17 protein-coding genes are annotated in these 17512 nt (G+C 68.1%); all 17 read left to right on the top strand.

Annotated elements, in window-relative coordinates; translation table 11 throughout:
• The first annotated feature begins 33 nt into the window (after positions 1 to 33).
• The gene (locus PJK54_RS02110; protein WP_077375262.1) at positions 34 to 303 is read left to right on the top strand and encodes a phosphopantetheine-binding protein; all 270 of its coding nucleotides are present in this window, start codon (positions 34 to 36) and stop codon (positions 301 to 303) included.
• Positions 293 to 565 carry an acyl carrier protein gene (locus PJK54_RS02105; protein WP_271302146.1) on the top strand — a complete coding sequence of 91 codons (273 nt, stop codon included), beginning with the start codon at positions 293 to 295 and terminating at the stop codon, positions 563 to 565. Before PJK54_RS02110 ends, PJK54_RS02105 begins: the two co-directional genes overlap by 11 nt.
• The gene (locus tag PJK54_RS02100; RefSeq protein ID WP_136938815.1) at positions 562 to 1173 is read left to right on the top strand and encodes a hypothetical protein; all 612 of its coding nucleotides are present in this window, start codon (positions 562 to 564) and stop codon (positions 1171 to 1173) included. Before PJK54_RS02105 ends, PJK54_RS02100 begins: the two co-directional genes overlap by 4 nt.
• Positions 1173 to 3164: an AMP-binding protein gene (locus PJK54_RS02095; protein WP_271302145.1), complete on the top strand. Its 1992-nt coding sequence runs from the start codon at positions 1173 to 1175 to the stop codon at positions 3162 to 3164. Before PJK54_RS02100 ends, PJK54_RS02095 begins: the two co-directional genes overlap by 1 nt.
• Complete coding sequence (locus PJK54_RS02090; protein WP_271302144.1) at positions 3161 to 5110, top strand: glycosyltransferase family 2 protein; 1950 nt, start codon at positions 3161 to 3163, stop codon at positions 5108 to 5110. The genes PJK54_RS02095 and PJK54_RS02090 overlap by 4 nt, the downstream gene beginning before the upstream one ends.
• Before the next feature lie 129 nt (positions 5111 to 5239).
• Positions 5240 to 6847 (top strand): HAL/PAL/TAL family ammonia-lyase, encoded by a 1608-nt coding sequence (locus PJK54_RS02085; RefSeq protein ID WP_271302143.1) that lies wholly within the window; start codon positions 5240 to 5242, stop codon positions 6845 to 6847.
• The gene (locus PJK54_RS02080; RefSeq protein WP_271302142.1) at positions 6844 to 7428 is read left to right on the top strand and encodes an acyl-CoA thioesterase; all 585 of its coding nucleotides are present in this window, start codon (positions 6844 to 6846) and stop codon (positions 7426 to 7428) included. The genes PJK54_RS02085 and PJK54_RS02080 overlap by 4 nt, the downstream gene beginning before the upstream one ends.
• Positions 7428 to 8003, top strand: coding sequence for a LolA family protein (locus PJK54_RS02075; protein WP_191237576.1), 576 nt, complete (start codon positions 7428 to 7430; stop codon positions 8001 to 8003). Before PJK54_RS02080 ends, PJK54_RS02075 begins: the two co-directional genes overlap by 1 nt.
• Positions 8000 to 10396, top strand: a complete 2397-nt coding sequence (locus tag PJK54_RS02070; RefSeq protein ID WP_271302315.1) for an MMPL family transporter — start codon at positions 8000 to 8002, stop codon at positions 10394 to 10396. The genes PJK54_RS02075 and PJK54_RS02070 overlap by 4 nt, the downstream gene beginning before the upstream one ends.
• Before the next feature lie 84 nt (positions 10397 to 10480).
• Positions 10481 to 11875, top strand: a complete 1395-nt coding sequence (locus PJK54_RS02065) for an NAD(P)/FAD-dependent oxidoreductase (protein WP_271302141.1) — start codon at positions 10481 to 10483, stop codon at positions 11873 to 11875.
• Entirely contained in the window at positions 11872 to 12546 is a 675-nt protein-coding gene (locus PJK54_RS02060; RefSeq protein ID WP_271302140.1) for a DUF3261 domain-containing protein, read from the top strand. The genes PJK54_RS02065 and PJK54_RS02060 overlap by 4 nt, the downstream gene beginning before the upstream one ends.
• 23 nt (positions 12547 to 12569) lie before the next feature.
• Complete coding sequence (locus PJK54_RS02055; RefSeq protein WP_271302139.1) at positions 12570 to 13871, top strand: beta-ketoacyl-ACP synthase; 1302 nt, start codon at positions 12570 to 12572, stop codon at positions 13869 to 13871.
• The gene (locus tag PJK54_RS02050) at positions 13865 to 14521 is read left to right on the top strand and encodes an ApeP family dehydratase (protein WP_271302138.1); all 657 of its coding nucleotides are present in this window, start codon (positions 13865 to 13867) and stop codon (positions 14519 to 14521) included. The genes PJK54_RS02055 and PJK54_RS02050 overlap by 7 nt, the downstream gene beginning before the upstream one ends.
• Entirely contained in the window at positions 14521 to 15315 is a 795-nt protein-coding gene (fabG, locus tag PJK54_RS02045) for a 3-oxoacyl-ACP reductase FabG (RefSeq protein WP_271302137.1), read from the top strand. The genes PJK54_RS02050 and fabG overlap by 1 nt, the downstream gene beginning before the upstream one ends.
• The gene (locus PJK54_RS02040) at positions 15315 to 16571 is read left to right on the top strand and encodes a beta-ketoacyl-ACP synthase (RefSeq protein ID WP_271302136.1); all 1257 of its coding nucleotides are present in this window, start codon (positions 15315 to 15317) and stop codon (positions 16569 to 16571) included. The genes fabG and PJK54_RS02040 overlap by 1 nt, the downstream gene beginning before the upstream one ends.
• A 192-nt stretch (positions 16572 to 16763) precedes the next feature.
• Positions 16764 to 17303 (top strand): heavy metal-binding domain-containing protein, encoded by a 540-nt coding sequence (locus tag PJK54_RS02035; protein ID WP_240499664.1) that lies wholly within the window; start codon positions 16764 to 16766, stop codon positions 17301 to 17303.
• Between the two features lie 9 nt (positions 17304 to 17312).
• On the top strand, positions 17313 to 17512 hold a 200-nt coding region (locus tag PJK54_RS02030; RefSeq protein ID WP_271302135.1), incomplete at its 3' end, for a hypothetical protein.

The following is a 17512-nucleotide window of genomic DNA, read 5'->3' as shown; positions in this document are numbered from 1 at the left end:
AACGACCCTGACGCGCTAGAGAGAGGATTTCCCATGAGTGATACCACCTCGCTGGAACTGGAACTCAAGCAGCTGATCATCGATACGCTGGAGCTTGAAGACATCACCCCGGACGACATCGTCGCCGATGAGCCGCTGTTCGTGGACGGCCTGGGACTGGATTCGATTGATGCCCTGGAGCTGGGCCTCGCGCTGCAGAAGCGCTACGGCATCACCCTGGATGCCGAATCCGAGGACACCCGGGCCCACTTCGCCAGCCTCAACGCGCTGCGCGAGATGGTGGAGGCCCGTCGTGAGCGCTGATCAACCGACCCCCTCCCGCGAGGAGATCTACGCCCATGTCCGCATCACCCTGATCGAGCTGTTCGAGATCGAGGCCGCTGACATCCACCCGGAGGCGCGCCTCTACGAGGATCTCGACATCGACAGTATCGATGCCGTGGACCTGGTGGTCGAGCTCAAGAAGTTCACCGGCCGACGCATCGACGCCAACGACTTCAAGAGCGTGCGCACGCTCAATGATGTGGTCACCGCCGTCGAACAGCTGACACAGCGCCAGGCATGACGCCGTCGTCCCCTGACAGCCGCACGCGCCCCGCACTGAGCAGGGTGCTGCTCGGCGTGCTGGGCATCGTGGCCGCTCTTGGCTGGCCACTGCTGGTCTACGCCCTGCTGTCGCGCCTCACCGCAGACAGCGGCGCGGTCAGTGGACACTCGTCGCCCTGGGTGTGGGCCTTGATCCTGTTCGGCGCCCTGCTGATCCAGCGCCTGCCGCTGCACCTGGCACTGCGCCTGGGGCTGGCCGCCCTGCTGGTGGGCATCAGCGTGGCGAGCGAGGCCGAACTCGGGCTGCGGGCCTATCCGGTACTGGTCAATCTGGCCATGCTCAGCGTCTTCGCCACCAGCCTGTGGCGCGGCATGCCGGTGATCGAGCGCCTCGCACGCCTCAAGGAACCCGACCTGCCCCCTGCCGGCGTGCGCTACACCCGCCAGGTCACCCGGGTGTGGTGTGCCTTCTTCCTCTTCAATGCCAGCATCGCCGGCTGGACGGCCCTGCATGCCGACCTGGCGACCTGGACGCTCTACAACGGCCTGATCAGCTATGTGCTGATGGGCCTCCTGTTCGGCGGTGAATGGCTGGTTCGCCGTCGCCTGCGGAGTTCACACACCTGATGCCTGACTCATCTCCCGTCAGCCCGGATACGCCGGTCACGTCGCTGTTGACGCAGCATGTCTGGCGTCAACTCGCCGAACAGTCACCCGAGGCGCCGGCCTGCTGGCTGGCCATCCCCGGTCACCCACTGCGCGCATTGACGCGTGCCGAACTGATGGCGCGCGTGGACGCCTGGCATCACTGGCTGGACTGCCTGCCCGGTGATCACGACGCCCGCCAGCCCGGCGCACGCTGGGTGCTGTTCCAGCCCACCACGCTGGGCGCCTGCGTACAGCTGCTGGCGCTGTGGGAACGCGGCATGCGGGCGATCCTGCCGGGAGATGACCGCCCCGAGACCCTGGCACGTCTGGCGGGCGACAGCGCCGGCCAGCTCCCCGAGACCACCGCCGATGGCTGGCCACCGGGACAGCCCGACCCTGCAGGTACTGCCGCGACGGCTTCTGCACCTGCCCCTGTACGACCGGACACCACGCCCGATGCCGCACGCATCGCACTGGAGCTTTGCACCTCCGGCTCCACCGGCGAGCCACTGCGCATCGCCAAGCGCTTCGACCAGCTCGAGGCCGAACTGGCCGTGCATCGCGCGCTATGGCCGCTGGCGACAGGCCCTGACACTGCCCTGGCGTCCACGCCGGACACCGTCAGCCTCAGTCAGGTCAGCCATCAGCACATCTACGGCCTGCTGGTCTCGCTGCTGCGTCCGCTCAGCGAAGGCGTGCCGTTCCTGAGCGAAGCCTGCCACTACCCGGAGCAGCTGGCCGCCGCCATCGCCCAGCTTTCCGGGCTTGGTCATCGCTGCCAGCTGGTCAGCTCTCCGGCCCAGCTGGCGCGTCTGCCACAGACCGATGAACAGACGCCATCCGCCGCCCCTCTGGCGGAACTCGGTCAGGTATTGCGGGTCTTTTCTTCGGGCGCTCCGCTGCCGGCAGAGGCCGCCCGTCATGCCGAGGCCAGCCTGAAGGCACCGGTGATCGAACTCTACGGCAGTACCGAGACGGGCGGCATCGCCCGGCGCCGCCAGCAAGAGACAGCCTACTGGACGCCGCTGCCGGCAGTGGAGATCACCTTCTCGCCGGGCTTCGCGGTGCGCTCGCCATTTCTGGAAGCGCCTGATCAGTGGTGGCAACAGGCCGACAAGGCGGCGCTGGTGGAGGACGCGGCAGAGGGTGACGACGCACGGAACGCGGCGCCACGCTTTCAGCTGCTGGGGCGCAGTGATCGGCTGGTCAAGCTGGCCGGCAAGCGGGTCTCGTTGAGCGCGGTGGAGCGCTGCCTGAGCGAGCAAGCGGAGGTGCTTGAAGTGCGTTGCCTGACGATGCCCACGCGTGAGCATCGCCTGGGCGCGGTGGTGGTGATGGATGAGCACGCGCTGCCGCAGGATCACGCCAGCCGCCGCGATCTGATCGCCCGCCTGCGCCGCGCGCTGATGCCGGGCTTCGAGCGCATCGCCCTGCCGCGCTACTGGCGCTTCGTCACGCGCCTGCCGCTCAATGCCCAGGGCAAGTTCACCGCGGATTCCATCGCGCGGCTGTTCGCCGATCTCGATGATCCGCGCCTGCCACGCTGGCTGGGAGACACCTCCAGCGGGCCACAGCAGAACACCCTGGAAGCCGAGGTGCCTGATGGTCTGGTCTATCTCGACGGCCACTTCGCCGCCCAACCGCTGGTGCCGGGCGTGGTGATGCTCAAGTGGGCACGCGAGCAAGGCAGGACACTGCGGGTGAACGGCGTAGGCATGGACGATGCGCCCTTTCTGCGCCTGGAACGCCTCAAGTTCTCCAACCTGCTGCTGCCCGGCATGCGCTTCACGCTGGGCACTCACCTGCTGGAAGACGCCCAGGGCCTGCGCCTCGACTTCCGGCTGGAATCCCGCGCAGGCCTGCATGCCAGTGGACGGCTGCGTCATGGTCAGCCGCATGCTCCGGACGTCGCCCGCGACGACAGGCCCGCGGCCATCCCATCCCCCCATTCCACCTCGGAGGCGTCATGAGCCAATCCCCTGCGCCTGTGAGCGACTCGCAGTACGATTCTGAGCAGCATCTCTCTCGCCAGAGCGCCCCTGAACAGAGCAACGCCCTGCGCGCCTGCGTGGTGATCCCGGTCTACGATCACCCCGCCACCATCGCCGGCGTGTGTGCGGGCCTGGCGCCGTTCGGCCTGCCCATCGTGCTGGTGGATGATGGCTGCAGTGCCCCCTGCGCCGAGGTACTCGATCAGCTGGCGGCCGAGGGCCATCACCTGGTGCGTCGCACGCACAACGGCGGCAAGGGAGCGGCGGTGCGCAGTGGCCTGCAGGCTGCCGAGCAGCTCGGCTTCACCCATGCCCTGCAGGTGGACGCCGATGGCCAGCACGATGTCAGCGACCTGCCCGCCTTCCTGAAGGGCATGCAGGACAATCCCGACTGCCTGCAGATCGGCTATCCCGAATACGATGCCAGCGTGCCGCGCATCCGCTTCTACGGTCGCTACGCCTCACATGTCTGGGTATGGATCAACACCCTGTCGCTGGCCATCCGCGACACCATGTGCGGCGTGCGCCTCTACCCGCTGGCCGCCACCAATCGCCTGTTGGCGCGCAATGACTGTGGCGATCGCATGTCCTTCGACACCGAGGTACTGGTGCGCTGGTACTGGGCCGGGGGCGAGGTGGCCAACCTGCCGGTGCGTGTCAGCTACCCCACCGGAGGCGTCAGCCACTTCCGCCCCGGCCACGACAACCTGTTGATCAGCGCCATGCATACCCGCCTGTTCTGCGGCATGCTGCTGCGCTCGCCGTCACTGGCCTGGCGCACGCTGAGCCGCCGAGGCGGCAAGCGGCAAACCGCCCACGCTCAAGATGACGCGCTGACAGATGGCGAAGACCGTGCAGCACAGACCGCCGACGACAGCGTCGCGCCCAATCACTGGGCCCGCCTGTCCGAAACCGGCTCATTGAGCGGCATGCGGCTGATGGTGACGATCCGCCGTCGGCTCGGGGCCTGGCCGTTTCGCATCGCGCTGTTCCCGGTGCTGATGTGGTACTTCCTGCTGCGCGGCGTGGCGCGACGTGCCTCCTTCGATTACCTCAGACGCCTGGAGCCCGGACTTGGCGGCTTGCGCCTGTGGGCCAGAAGCTTCGCCCACTTCATGCAGTTCGGTGAGGCGATCATGGACAAGGTCTCGGCCTGGAGCGGCGAGATTCCGCTCTCCTCGCTGACCGGCACCGGTCCGGAAGACCTGCGCGATGCCGCGCTGCGTGGCGAGGGCGGCATCATCCTCGTCGCCCACCACGGCAATCTGGATGTGATCAATGCCATCGGCGAGCGCCACGACATCGACCTGTGCGCGCTGGTGCACACGCGTCACGCCGAGAAGTTCAACCAGTTGCTGGAACAGGCCACCGGGCGCAAACCGCCGCAGATGATCGAGGTCAGCGAGATCACCCCCGCCACCGCCATGGCGCTGGGTGACCGCGTCAATCGCGGTGGCTTCGTGGTCATCGCCGCGGACCGCGTGCCGATTCCCCCCGAAAGCGATGCGGCAGAACGGGAAAACGCGGGGGGAAGCGAGCGGGAGGGTGTGGAACAGAGCGCCGTCACCCGCGCCCGTGTCCAGCACTGCGACTTCCTCGATCAACCTGCGCCCTTCCCCGTGGGTCCCTTCATGCTGGCGGCGCTGCTGCGCTGTCACGTCTACACCCTGAGCTGCGTGCGCGAGCAGGGCGGTGCCAATCCCCGCTTCCGGGTCGATTTCGCGCCCTTCGATGACAGCCGCGCCGTCAAGCGCAGCACCCGCGAGGCATGGATTGAGCAGGCCATGCAGCGCCATGCCGGTCATCTCGAGGCGCGTGTCAGACGCCACCCGCTGCAATGGTTCAACTTCTTCGACTTCTGGCACCAGGCGCCCGACGTCCCGACCTCTAGCGAAGGTGCCTCGGGGTCCGAGCGAGTGACCTGACGGCTGGCGCGTCACCCCGTCTTTCTCTGTTTCAGGTTCAGATTCAGATTCAGGATCAAGCTCAGGCTCAGATTCAGGTTCAGATTCAGTTGTCCGTCTTTCAGGCTCTCGGCTTTCAGGTACCTCGTCATGTCATATCCCGTCTCAACCACTGCCCCGGCGCTGACGCTCGACGGCAGTGATATCACCCTCGAGCAGCTGATCGACGTCGCCGAGGGCCGGTGTGGCGTACGCCTGAGTGATGCGCCTGCCTTCCAAGCGCGCATCGAGGCAGGCCCTGCCCTGCTGGAACGCTTGCTGGAGGAGGAAGGCGTGGTCTACGGCGTCACCACCGGTTATGGCGATTCCGTGACCCGCGCCGTGCAGGGGGCAGAGGACCTCGAGGCCCTGCCACGCCACCTCTACACCTTCCACGGCTGTGGCATGGGCGCGGACCTTGACGTAGTCAGCAGTCGCGCGGTGGTGATGGTGCGCCTCGTCTCGCTGTGCCGTGGTGTCTCCGGGGTCAGCCTGGCGCTGCTGGAACGCCTTGTCTGGCTGCTCGACCACGACATCCTGCCGCGCATCCCCGAGGAAGGCTCGGTGGGGGCCAGTGGCGATCTCACTCCGCTGTCCTATCTCGCCGCCGTGCTGTGCGGCGAGCGCGAGGTGTGGGTGCGCCCCGGCGCAGGCCAGCCCCATGCGCTGCGCCCGACCGCTGACGTCTTCGCCCAGCACGGCCTGACACCCTATGTGCTGCGCCCCAAGGAAGGCCTGGCGCTGATGAACGGCACCGCCGTGATGACGGCCCTCGCTGCACTGGCCTTCGGTCGCACCTGCTACCTCAGCCGTCTGAGTGCGCGCATCACCGCGCTCAGCGTGCAGGCGCTGGAAGGCAATCCCTACCACTTCGATGCCGACCTGTTCGCCGCCAAGCCGCATCCCGGTCAGGCCCGCGTGGCGCAGTGGCTGCGCGATGATCTGGCCCACCCGGCGGCGCCGGAAGTCGATGCCACACCGATCAACTCACCGCGCCTGCAGGACCGCTACTCGACGCGCTGCGCGCCCCACGTCATCGGCGTGGTCGAGGACAGTCTCGACTGGTGGCGCCGCTTCCTGGAGACCGAGCTCAACAGCGCCAACGACAACCCGCTGATCGATGTCGAGGCCGGCAAGATCCTCCACGGCGGCCACTTCTACGGCGGCCATGTGGCGATGGTGATGGACAGCCTCAAGACGGCGGTCGCCAACCTGGCCGACCTGCTCGACCGCCAGCTGGCCCTGCTGGTTGACAGCCGCTACAACCGTGGCCTGCCCAGCAACCTCAGCGGTGCCACGCCTGAGCGCGCGCCGCTCAACCATGGCTACAAGGCGGTGCAGATCGGTGCCTCGGCCTGGACGGCGGAAGCCCTCAAGCTGACCATGCCGGCCAGCGTCTTCTCGCGCTCCACCGAATGCCACAATCAGGACAAGGTCAGCATGGGCACCATCGCCGCGCGGGATGCCCTGCGCGTGCTGGCGCTGGTCGAGCAGGTCGCCGCCGCCACCCTGCACGCCGCCGCACAGGGCTGCGAGCACCGCGCCGCCATCGCCGGCCACAGCGCCACGCCGCCGAGCCTGGCGGCCTTCGTCAGCGAGCTGCGCGAGGACATCGCCCCGCTCGAGGAAGATCGCGGCCTGGAAGCCGACCTGCGCCTGCTGTGTGCACGCATCCGTGAGCGCCACTGGGCCCTGAGCGCAGACGAGGCCCACGCATGAGCGAGCAGACAGCCCTGAGCGAGCAGACAGCCTTGAGCGAACAGACAGCCTTGAGCGAGAAAAACGCCATGAACCAGCCCGCCGAAACGCCGATGCCCAGCGCCACGGTGGAAATGGAAGTGCCCTTCCACGACGTCGACATGATGGAAGTCGCCTGGCACGGCCATTACGTGCGCTATCTCGAGATCGCCCGCTGCAAGCTGCTCGACATGCTCGACTACAACTACCCTCAGATGCGCGAGTCAGGCTATGCCTGGCCGGTGATCGACCTGCGCCTGCGCTACGCGGGCCCGGCGCGCTTCGGCCAGCGCATCGCCGTCACCGCGCGCCTGCGCGAGTGGGAAAACCGCCTCAAGCTCGATTACGTGATCCGCGATGTCGAGAGCGGCAAGCGCCTGACCCGTGGCCATAGCGTGCAGGTCGCCGTCGGACTCGCGGATGGTGAGATGCTGCTGGCCTCGCCGCCTGCGCTCAGCGAGCGGCTGGCCGCCTGGCAGGCCAGCCAGTCACAGACCAGCCCGTCACAGACAGGCGACGAGGACGCGCCTGCCACCCCGCCCCCGACACGAGGAACGCCGTGATGACGTCACGCCTTGCCATTGCCGCCACTGCCCTGCTGCTGACTGCCAGTGCCTTCGGGGCCAGCGCCGCCGAATTCGACGCCCGCGCCCTGACCCAACAGCTGGCGCGCACCGCTCCTGTCTGCGGTGATTTCCAGCAGACCCGCTGGCTCGAGGATGTCGGCGCACAGCTCAAGAGTCGTGGCCAGTTCCATCTGATCGGGGATCCGAACGCGCCCGAAGGCCTGGTGTGGGACACCACCTCCCCCATCGAGGACCGTCTCGAGATGCGCCCGAATGCCAGCGAAGGCCCGGATGGCGAGCCGCTGCCCGCCGACCAGCAGGCGATGGCGGAGCTGTTGGTCAACTTCTTCCACGGCGACTGGCAGGCGCTCGAGGAGCACTTCACCCTGACGCTCACCGGCAGCGCGGATGACTGGCAGGCCAGCCTGACACCGCGTGATGCCCGTCTGGCCGAGGCCATCGAGCACCTCGAGATCGAGGGTGGCAGCTGGCTTGACCACCTGACCCTCACCAGCGGCGACGGTGACCGTCTCGCCCTGACCCTGACACCGCGCGATCAGTGCCCCGAATGACAGGGCGCGGCGACTCGCATGACACGGGGCTGGATCGCGCCGCCTGGCGCTGGCTGTGGGCTGGCGTGCTGCTGCTGTGCGCGGTGCTGCTGGCCGGGAAGCTCGCCCCGCAGAGCCCATGGCGAGGCGCCATCGACACCCGCATCACCGCCATGCTGCCAGCGCAGGAACGCAGCCCGTTGGCGGCGCGCGCCGAATCGCTGGAGGACACCGCCAACCGGCTGGTGATGCTGGTCGGCGCACGCGATGCCAGCGCCGCGTCACTCAAGCAGCGTGACGCCGCCGCCCAGGCGCTGCGTCAGGCGCTCGCCCCCCTCGCGACGCTGGATGACGGCAAGAGCCTCGCCAGCCTGCGCCTGCCGGCCGAGGTCCAGCCGGCCCTGATCGCCCCGCGGCTTGCCGAGCTGAGTGACGAGCAGTGGCAGGCGCGCGCCCTCAGGCAGCTGTTCCAGCCCGGCGGCCAGCGCGACCTGATCCATGACCCCTTCGGTCTCGCCGGCGCCTGGCAGGACTGGCTGACACCCGCCAACCTGTCGCTGTCCGGCGGCCAGCTGTTGCTGCGCGCTCCGACGTCAAGCGGTGAGCAGCCTGGCAACGGTTACCGTCTGATTAGCGCCACCCTCACCGGCAGCGCCTACGCGATGGGGGATCAGCAGGCGCTGGAACAGGCCGTGGATGGCGTGAGGGCCGACTACCCCGACGTCAGGCTGCTGCGCTCCGGACTGGTCTTCCATGCCAGTGCCGGGGCGCAGCAGGCCAGACAGGAGATGTCGACCATCGGGCTCGGCTCGCTGATCGGCGTGCTGCTGTTGCTGTGGGCGGTGTTCCGCACCCCGCGACGGCTGCCGTTGCTGCTGGTGCCGGTGGCCACGGGCGTGCTGTTCGCGCTGCCGCTGACCTGGTGGGCCTTCGGTAGCCTGCATGTGCTGACGCTGGCCTTCGGCGCCAGCCTGATCGGCATCTCCATCGATTACGTGCTGCATCTGGAATGCATGCGCCGCCTGGCGACGACAGACGGTCGCGGCGGGCTCGCCGCGCTGTGGCCGGGTCTGACGCTGGGGCTGTGCTCCAGCCTCGCCGCCTATCTGGCCATCACCCTGACGCCGATGCCCGGCCTGCGCCAGATGGGCATGTTCGCCGCCCTCGGCTTGCTCGGCGCCTGGCTGAGCGTGCGCCTGTGGCTGCCGCAACTGCCACTGCCGGCGGATGCCACCCGCAAGGATTCCCCCGCCGCCCGCGCTGCAGGATGGCTGGCACGCGTACTTCCCGGCAGGCGCAGCTGGCAGGCGCTGGGTCTGCTGCTGCTGGCCGCGCTGGCCAGCCTCTACGGACTGCGCAGCGATGACCGTCTCACTCAGCTCAACCCCTCGCCTGCGTCGCTGATCGATGAGCAACGCGAGGTCCAGCGCCTGCTCGCCGAACCGGACGGCCTGCGTTACCTGATCGTGCAGGCCGAGGACGACGCCGCGCTGCTCACGCGCCTGCAGGCACTGGAAGGCACCTTCCAGCAGCTGGATGCCCAGCAGCAACTGGGGCACTGGGCGAGCCTCGCCCAGCAACTGCCGACGCTTGCCCAGCAGCAGGCCAACCTCAGCGCCATGCGTGAGCGCACCCGCACCCTGCTGCCCCAGGTGCTTCGCCAGGCGGGCCTGCCCGCCGCGCTGGTGAAACGTGCCGAGCAGGCCATCGAAAGCGCCCATCCGTTGCGTCCGGCCGACTGGGTCACGCTGCCCGCCGGCGAGATGGGCCAGCGACTGTGGCTCGACTCACGCACTGCCGCCATCGGCATCGTGCGCTTTGGTGACGTCACGGCCGAGGGTAGCGCCGCCCTGGCACGCCTCGCGGCAGGCGATGACCGCCTCGAGTACGTCGATCAGGTCGCCAGGCTTTCGACGACGCTCGGCAGCATTCGCAGCGAAATGGCCTGGCTGGTCAGCACTGCAGTGGTGGTGATCAGCCTGCTGCTGGCGCTGCGCTATCGCCGCAGCACCTGGCGCGCCCTGTTGCCGCCGCTGGGCGGACTGTTACTGACGCTCGCCGCCCTGACGCTGGCGGGCGTCGGCCTCAACCTGTTCCACCTGCTGGGCCTGCTGCTGGTACTGGGGATTGGCCTGGATGCGGGTATCTTCTGTGCCGAGCATCCCGCGCGCAGCGCAGAGAAAGGTAATCCCGCGCGAAGAGCGAATGACAAAACCGAACAAGGCAACGCAGAGGCCACCGCCAGCCGCGCCTCGCAGGCCAGTCTGCTGGCGATCTCGCTGTCATGTGCCTCCAGCCTGCTAGCCTTCGGATTGTTGAGTTTCAGTCAGACACCGGCATTGGCCGCACTGGGGCTGGCCTGCCTGCTGGGGCTGACGGCCACCTGGTGCCTGGTGCCCTTCGCCCGCAGTTGAGGCGATCTCGTCACGCGGGCCAGACGGAGGCGGGAACACGAATGCCGTCATGAACACATAACGACAACGACAGGGGACGATGCCATGGAATCGGCAGATCGCAGCAACAACCCACCACGCAAGGAAGTCATCATCATCGGCGCCGGACCTGCCGGGGCGGCGGCGGCGGCCTGGCTGGCGCGCGCCGGCCATGCGGTACGCGTGCTGGAGCGCAGCCACTTCCCGCGCTTCTCCATCGGCGAGAGCCTGCTGCCGCGCTGCATGCAGCATCTGGAGGCCTGCGGCCTGATGGAGGCCGCCGCCGCCGGAGGCTATCAGCGCAAGACCGGTGCGGCCTTCACCCGCCGCGGCGAGCATCGCGTGATCGACTTCCGCGACAAGTTCAGCGAGGGCCCCGGCACCACCTGGCAGGTGGAGCGCGCCGACTTTGACCAGCGTCTGATCGAAGGCGCACGGGCGGCGGGGGCCGAGGTCGAATTCGGCGTCACCGTCACCGGTTTCACTCCCGCTCGCCCCACGCAGAGTGACACCGCTGGCCATGCTCAGGGGCCGCGTCTCACGTTGGCCGATGGCCGCGAGCTTCACGCCGCCTTCGTGCTGGATGCCAGCGGCTATGGGCGCGTGCTGGCACGGCTCGAGGCGCTTGAGCGTGACCCGCGACTGGAGCCACGCATGGCGCTGTTCGGCCATGTCCACGATGGCATCGCCGACCTCGCGCCGCCCGCCGAGGGCTATCGTCGCGACACTATCCTGATCGCCTCGCACCCGAAGCATCCGGATGTCTGGTACTGGCTGATTCCCTTCGCCAATGGCCGCGCCTCGCTGGGCGTGGTCGGCCCGCGTGAGCTGATCGAGCCTGCCGCCGGGGATGATGTGCAGACACGCCTGTGGCAGTGGGTGATGGAAGAACCGCGCCTGGCGGAGCTGCTTCGCGATGCCACGCCTGCCAATGCCGTGCAGTCGCTGGGCGGTTACAGCGCCGATGTCAGCCGCCTGCATGGCCCGGGCTATGCACTGCTCGGCAATGCCGGCGAGTTTCTGGACCCGGTGTTCTCCTCCGGCGTGACCATCGCGCTGGAATCCGCCCTGCGCGCCGCGCCGCTGGTCGCGCGCGAACTGACCGCGACCCGCGATGAGCAGCGCCCGGACTGGGCCAGCGAATACGAGCTGCCATTGCGACGTGGCATCGAGGTGTTCCGCGAGTTTGTCACCGCCTGGTACGACAGCCGCCTGACCGACATCATCTATCACCCTCGCTCGCCGGACCGCATTCGCCAGATGATCAGTTCGGTCCTCGCCGGCTACGCCTGGGACGAGGCCAATCCCTTCGTCAGCGCCAGTCGTCGTCGCCTGACCGCACTGGCCACGCTCTCGGCAGCGCAGGCGACGCAAGCGGAGACCTGCGAGCCCGCCGCAAGCGCTCTCTCAACGGCCGGCACGCGGCAGAATGACGCCAGAAAAGGTAAAGTATCGTCATGATATCCATGCGTCTCTCGCCTCATGCCGTCTCAGTCGGGCGGCGATCCGTCGGACTGCTGCTGGCGATCAGCCTGTTGTTGAGCGGCTGCAGCCTGCTCGTGCCCGGTCCGCTCAGCGCCGAGAGCCCGATGCCAGCCCTGACGAGCCTGCAGGAGAGCAGCACCCAACGTCTGATTCTGCGCGTTGAGCGTAACAAGAGTGAGGCCAGCGAGAATCGCGCGGCAGCAGACGCCGCTGAGGACGAGGCTCGCGACCTGCCGCCCCTCATCGGCGTGCTGCGCCAATCGCCCGAGGCCATGCGGCTGGTGCTGCTCAGCGTGCAGGGCCAGCGACTGCTGACACTGGTGCATGACGCCGATGGCAGCCGCTTCGAGAAGGCCCGCCCCGAGGTGCTCGACAAGCTGCCCTTCACCGCCGACTGGCTGGCCCGTCGCATCGCCTGGGTCCACTGGCCACAGGCCGCGATCGATGACGCCTTTGCCGGCAGCGTTTGGCAACTGGTGCAGCACGGCGAGTGGGACACGCCTCACCAGACCGCGCAGCGCCTCATCCTGCGCGATGGCGAGCGCATGGCCGAGCTGACCCGCGACGCCGAAGGCCGCGTAATCCTGCGGGACCCGGCCACCGAGATGCAGATGACGCTAGATCCCCTGTCTTCCCCCAGCCCCTGACGACTCACCGGAAGCTTCCCCGCATGACTGAACCCGTCACACCCGAGGCACCTGATACCCGCCATGGCCTCACCCCTCGCAGCCCATGCCGTCTGTCTCGGCCCGGTATCGTCTGTCCGCTGGGCGCCGACCACGGGCTGATCAGCAGTGCGCTGTTCAGCGCCAGTCGCGGCCTGCGCGTCAGTGATGACTTCAGTCCCGGCACGCCGCTGTCACTGGGCCGTGTCACCGCGCGGCTGGTGGATGACAGCGACTGGCCGGCCCCGCTGCGCTCACGCAACAACCGCTTGCTGGCCACCGCGCTTGAGCAGCTGACACCGGAGCTTGAGGCCCTCAAGCGCCAGGGCATCGCGCCGGAGCGCATCGGCGTGGTGCTGGGCACCAGTACCTCCGGTATCGGTGAGACGGAAGCTGCGATGGACGCCCAGCGCGCCGCCGTTGCCCAGGGCACGCCGAGCGCCGACAGCTGGCCGGAGAGCTTTGAATACCGCCGTCAGGAACTGGGCGCGCCCGCCGAGTGCGTGGCCTGGTTGAGCGGCGCGCGCGGGCCGGTCTACACCCTCTCCACCGCCTGCACCTCCAGCGCCAAGGCCCTGGCCAGCGCACGGCGTCTGCTGGCCTCCGGGCAGTGTGATGCGGTGATCGCCGGTGGGGCCGACAGCCTGTGCCACATGACGGTGAAGGGCTTCATGAGTCTGGAGGCCGTCAGCCGCCAGCAAAGCCAGCCCCTGGGCGCCGCGCGCGACGGCATCAATCTGGGCGAGGCCGCGGTGCTGTTCGTGGTCACGCCGGAGCACGGTGGCGTGCAGCTGACCGGCGTCGGCGAATCCAGCGATGCCCATCACATCTCCGCACCCTGCCCGGATGGCAGCGGCGCCGAGGCCGCGATGCGTGGCGCGCTCGCCAGCGCCGGCCGCGCCCCCGGCGAGATCGACTACATCAACCTGCACGGCACGGCCACGCCGCTCAATGACGCCATGGAAAGCCTCGCCATCAGCCGCCTGTTCGGTCCCGATGGCGACGAGGCAGCAAACCGTCCGCCCGCCGTCAGTTCCACCAAGGCCCTCACCGGCCATACGCTGGGGGCCTGCGGGGCACTGGAAGCCGCCTTCTGCTGGCTGACGCTGGAACATGGTCGCCTGCCGCCGCACGCCACCCCGCGTGAGGCACTGGACCCGTCATTGCCCGCGCTCAACATCGTCTATCGTGACCGCCCCGAGACCCCGCCGCTCAGAGTGATGAGCAATGCCTTCGCCTTCGGCGGCAACAACATCTCGCTGATACTGGAACGTCACGCCACCGACCCGGAGTCCTCTGCATGCTGACCCCGACCGCTACCCCCGCCACGCCGCTACCCGACGGCACGTCTTCCCGTGACGGGGGCTATCCCGTCATGCCCTGCGCCATCGGCCCCTATGTGCCACACGAGGCGGGCATGTGCCTGCTGGATGAGGTGCTGGCCTGTGACGAGCACTCGCTGAGCGCGAGCGTGCGCCCCTCGCCCGAGGATCTGTTCGCGGAGCAGGACGGCGCTGGCCAGGCCGTGATTCCCGCCTGGGTCGGGCTCGAGTGGATGGCCCAGGCCATCGCCGCCTGGTCCGGCCTGCAGGCCGCGCGCACAGGCCAGTCACCCCGCGTCGGGTTTCTGCTCGGCAGCCGCCGCTATGAGAGCGATCTGCCCGCCTTCGCCTGCGGGCAACGCTGGCAGATAGACGTGCAGCTCGACTATCGCGCCGACAACGGTCTGGGCGCCTTCAAGGCCACCCTCAGCGACGAGCACGGCACGCAGGTCGCCCGTGCCGGCGTGAATGTCTTCGAGCCGCCCGCCCAGGCCGTGGCGTCTGCCGTGTCGGAGGAAGGAAGCCCTGAAGCAGGCCCACAGGGGCGCTCACCAGAACACTCACAAGAACACTCACAAGAACACTCACCCGGTCAGCAGGATGCTGCCGGTGCCGCACCGCAAGGTAATGTCTGATGTCCGTCACACCCCCCGCTACTCGAACTTCCCCTGCTGACAACCAGGGTGCCGCCGCTGCCAATGAGACGCGCGAGTGGATTCTGGTCACCGGCTCCAGCCGTGGCATCGGCCGCGCCATCGCGCTGCGTCTGGCCCGCGAAGGCTACAATCTGGTGCTGCATTGCCGCTCGCGCCGTGACGCCGCCGAGGAGGTCGCGCGTGAGATCAGCGCCCTGGGCGGTGAATCGCGCATCCTGAGCTTCGATGTCGCCGACCGCGAGGCCGCACGCAGCGCACTGGAGGCCGATGTCGAGGCCCACGGCTGCTACTACGGCGTCATCTGCAATGCCGGCATCCACGCCGACAACGCCTTCCCGGCGCTCACCGATGAGGACTGGGACAGCGTGATCCGCACCAACCTCGATGGCTTCTACAACGTGGTCAAGCCGCTGGCGATGCCGATGGTGCGTCGCCGCAAGCCGGGGCGCATCATCGTGATGTCCTCGGTGTCCGGCATGATGGGCAATCGCGGTCAGGTCAACTATTCCGCCGCCAAGGCGGGGCTGATCGGCGCGGTCAAGGCGCTGGCGGTGGAGCTGGCCAAGCGCCGCATCACCGTGAATGCCGTCGCGCCGGGGGTCATCGCCACCGAGATGACCGAAGAGGTCGAGATGGACGAGGCGCTGAAGATGATTCCCATGCGCCGCGCGGGCGAGGCCGAGGAAGTCGCCGCCACCGTGGCCTTCCTGTGCTCGAAGGATGCCGGCTACATCACCCGCCAGACCATCGCGGTGAACGGAGGGATGTTCTGATGACAGCTCCCTCTTCCCCACTGCGCGGCCATCGCGTCGTCGTCACCGGCATGCATGGCTTCTCGCCCATCGGCAATGACTGGCCGACCCTGCGCGCCAATCTGGCCGCGGGCCGCACCGGCATCCGCTATATCGAGGATTGGGACAAGTACGAGGGTCTCAACACGCGTCTCGGCGCGCCGGTCAACGATTTCGAACTGCCCAAGCACTACAACCGCCGGGCGCTGCGCAGCATGGGACGCGTGGCCCAGCTGGCGACCCGCTCCAGCGAGCTGGCGCTGGAAGCCGCGGGACTGAGTGACAGCCCGCTCAAGGAGAGCGGCCAGATGGGCATCGCCTACGGCGCGTCCGCCGGTGAGCCGGACGCGGTGGCGGACTTCGGCAACATGCTGATCAACCACTCCACCGATGGCCTCAACGCCAACTCCTACATCCGCATGATGGCGCATACCGCGCCGGTGAACATCGGCGTCTTTCTCGGCATCAAGGGGCGGATTCACACCACCTCCAGCGCCTGCACCTCCGGCAGCCAGGGCATCGGCTATGCCTATGAGGCGATTCGCTTCGGCCGCCAGATAGCGATGGTCGCCGGGGGCTGCGAGGAGCTGTCCGCCGCCGATGCCGCGGTGTTCGACACTCTGTTCGCCACCAGCACCTGCAATGACCGCCCGGACCGCTCGCCGCGACCCTTCGATGCCGAGCGCGATGGGCTGGTGATCGGCGAAGGGGCCGGCACGCTGATCCTCGAGGAGCTGGACCACGCCCTGGCGCGTGGCGCGACCATCCACGCCGAGATTCTCGGCTTCGGCACCAACTCCGATGGCCGCCACGTCACCCAGCCGGACGCCGACATGATGGAGGCCGCGATGCGCATGGCCCTTGACGATGCCGGCCTCTCGGCCAGCGAGATCGGCTATGTCAGCGCGCATGGCACCGCCACCGAGCGCGGCGACATCGCCGAGAGTCACGCCACCCATGCCGTGTTCGGGGAACGCACGCCCATCAGTGCCTTCAAGAGCTACACCGGCCATACCCTGGGGGCCTGCGGCGCGCTGGAAGCCTGGATCGCCATCGAGATGATGCGCGAAGGCTGGTTCCACGGCACCGCCAACCTCAAGGACATCGACCCGCGCTGCGCGGCGTTGGACTACCTGCGTGACGGCGGCCGCGAGATCGAGACGGATACGGTGATGAGCAACAACTTCGCCTTCGGCGGCATCAACACCTCGCTGATCCTGCGGCGCTGGCAGGGCTGACGACGCCCGCACGGCCCTCGGTGTCATCGGGTGCGTGACTGTCGCCACCAGACGACTTTGCAGCGGGTCACAACTGGCGCAAGATACGCGCCCGCTGCATGGTCTATGGTGTGATTGGCTCACGCCGTTGGCTGGATGAAGGCGATATTCCCTGGCGTCGAGCCAGTCAAACCCTGTCAGGAGAGGTGTCAGATGGCGTCATCCGTTGCTCAGTCGTTCGTTTCCTCGTCACACCCCATGGCCCACGCCAGCACGGCGCCGGCCGGCCGCCTGTCGCGGGGACGCGTGCTGGTGTCCGCCCTGGTGCTCGGCGCGGCCGGGCTGCTGGCCTCCGCGCCGGCACAGGCGCGGGATACGCAGCACTTCCTGCCCATCATGCCGGTGATGGCCAGCACTGCGGCCAGTCAGCGACTGGGCAAGGATGTGGCCTTCTTCTTCGGTGACAAGCAGCCCTACGAGCGCATCGAGAAGCGTGGCTGGGCACGTGTGAACCCGAAGACCAACGCGACCAACAAGAGCGATGCCGCGGCCTGCCGCTGGGTGTTCCTGTCGGCGCTGCGCGAGCTGCAGGAAAAGGCGCGGGAATACGGGGCCAATGCCGTCATCAACATTCGCAGCGACTATGACAACGTGCCCTACTCCAGCAGCGAGAAGTACGAGTGCCACGCGGGCAATGTCGTCGCGGGCGTCGCGTTGCGCGGGGATCTGGTGATCCTGCATCCGAAGAACTGATTCGCCATCATGACGGCCAGAGAAGGCAAGGATGTGAGCGAGGCAGACGAGCCGGTTGAGGATAACTCGCCAGGCGAGCCAGCGATGCGCCCGACCGATCACCCCGCCTATCGCTGCGTGGTGCTGGGGCATGCGGTATCGCATGGCTCCGCTTCACTGAGCACAGGTTCACTGAGCACTGGTTCACTGAGCACTGGTTCACTGAGCAC

This window comes from Cobetia sp. MMG027 (assembly GCF_027947415.1).
In the GTDB taxonomy this organism is placed as follows: domain Bacteria; phylum Pseudomonadota; class Gammaproteobacteria; order Pseudomonadales; family Halomonadaceae; genus Cobetia; species Cobetia marina.
Note: the sequence above shows the minus strand (reverse complement) of the source record. Positions and strands in the feature narration are given on the sequence as shown.

Bases quoted from the DNA above. Each gene is read 5' to 3' on its own strand.
- PJK54_RS02070 (WP_271302315.1), top strand. From the start codon at position 8,000: ATGACAGGGCGCGGCGACTCGCATGACACGGGGCTGGATCGCGCCGCC.
- PJK54_RS02100 (WP_136938815.1), top strand. From the start codon at position 562: ATGACGCCGTCGTCCCCTGACAGCCGCACGCGCCCCGCACTGAGCAGG.
- PJK54_RS02090 (WP_271302144.1), top strand. From the start codon at position 3,161: ATGAGCCAATCCCCTGCGCCTGTGAGCGACTCGCAGTACGATTCTGAG.
- PJK54_RS02065 (WP_271302141.1), top strand. From the start codon at position 10,481: ATGGAATCGGCAGATCGCAGCAACAACCCACCACGCAAGGAAGTCATC.
- PJK54_RS02080 (WP_271302142.1), top strand. From the start codon at position 6,844: ATGAGCGAGCAGACAGCCCTGAGCGAGCAGACAGCCTTGAGCGAACAG.
- PJK54_RS02075 (WP_191237576.1), top strand. From the start codon at position 7,428: ATGACGTCACGCCTTGCCATTGCCGCCACTGCCCTGCTGCTGACTGCC.
- PJK54_RS02040 (WP_271302136.1), top strand. From the start codon at position 15,315: ATGACAGCTCCCTCTTCCCCACTGCGCGGCCATCGCGTCGTCGTCACC.
- PJK54_RS02060 (WP_271302140.1), top strand. From the start codon at position 11,872: ATGATATCCATGCGTCTCTCGCCTCATGCCGTCTCAGTCGGGCGGCGA.
- fabG (WP_271302137.1), top strand. From the start codon at position 14,521: ATGTCCGTCACACCCCCCGCTACTCGAACTTCCCCTGCTGACAACCAG.
- PJK54_RS02050 (WP_271302138.1), top strand. From the start codon at position 13,865: ATGCTGACCCCGACCGCTACCCCCGCCACGCCGCTACCCGACGGCACG.
- PJK54_RS02035 (WP_240499664.1), top strand. From the start codon at position 16,764: ATGGCGTCATCCGTTGCTCAGTCGTTCGTTTCCTCGTCACACCCCATG.
- PJK54_RS02095 (WP_271302145.1), top strand. From the start codon at position 1,173: ATGCCTGACTCATCTCCCGTCAGCCCGGATACGCCGGTCACGTCGCTG.
- PJK54_RS02085 (WP_271302143.1), top strand. From the start codon at position 5,240: ATGTCATATCCCGTCTCAACCACTGCCCCGGCGCTGACGCTCGACGGC.
- PJK54_RS02110 (WP_077375262.1), top strand. From the start codon at position 34: ATGAGTGATACCACCTCGCTGGAACTGGAACTCAAGCAGCTGATCATC.
- PJK54_RS02055 (WP_271302139.1), top strand. From the start codon at position 12,570: ATGACTGAACCCGTCACACCCGAGGCACCTGATACCCGCCATGGCCTC.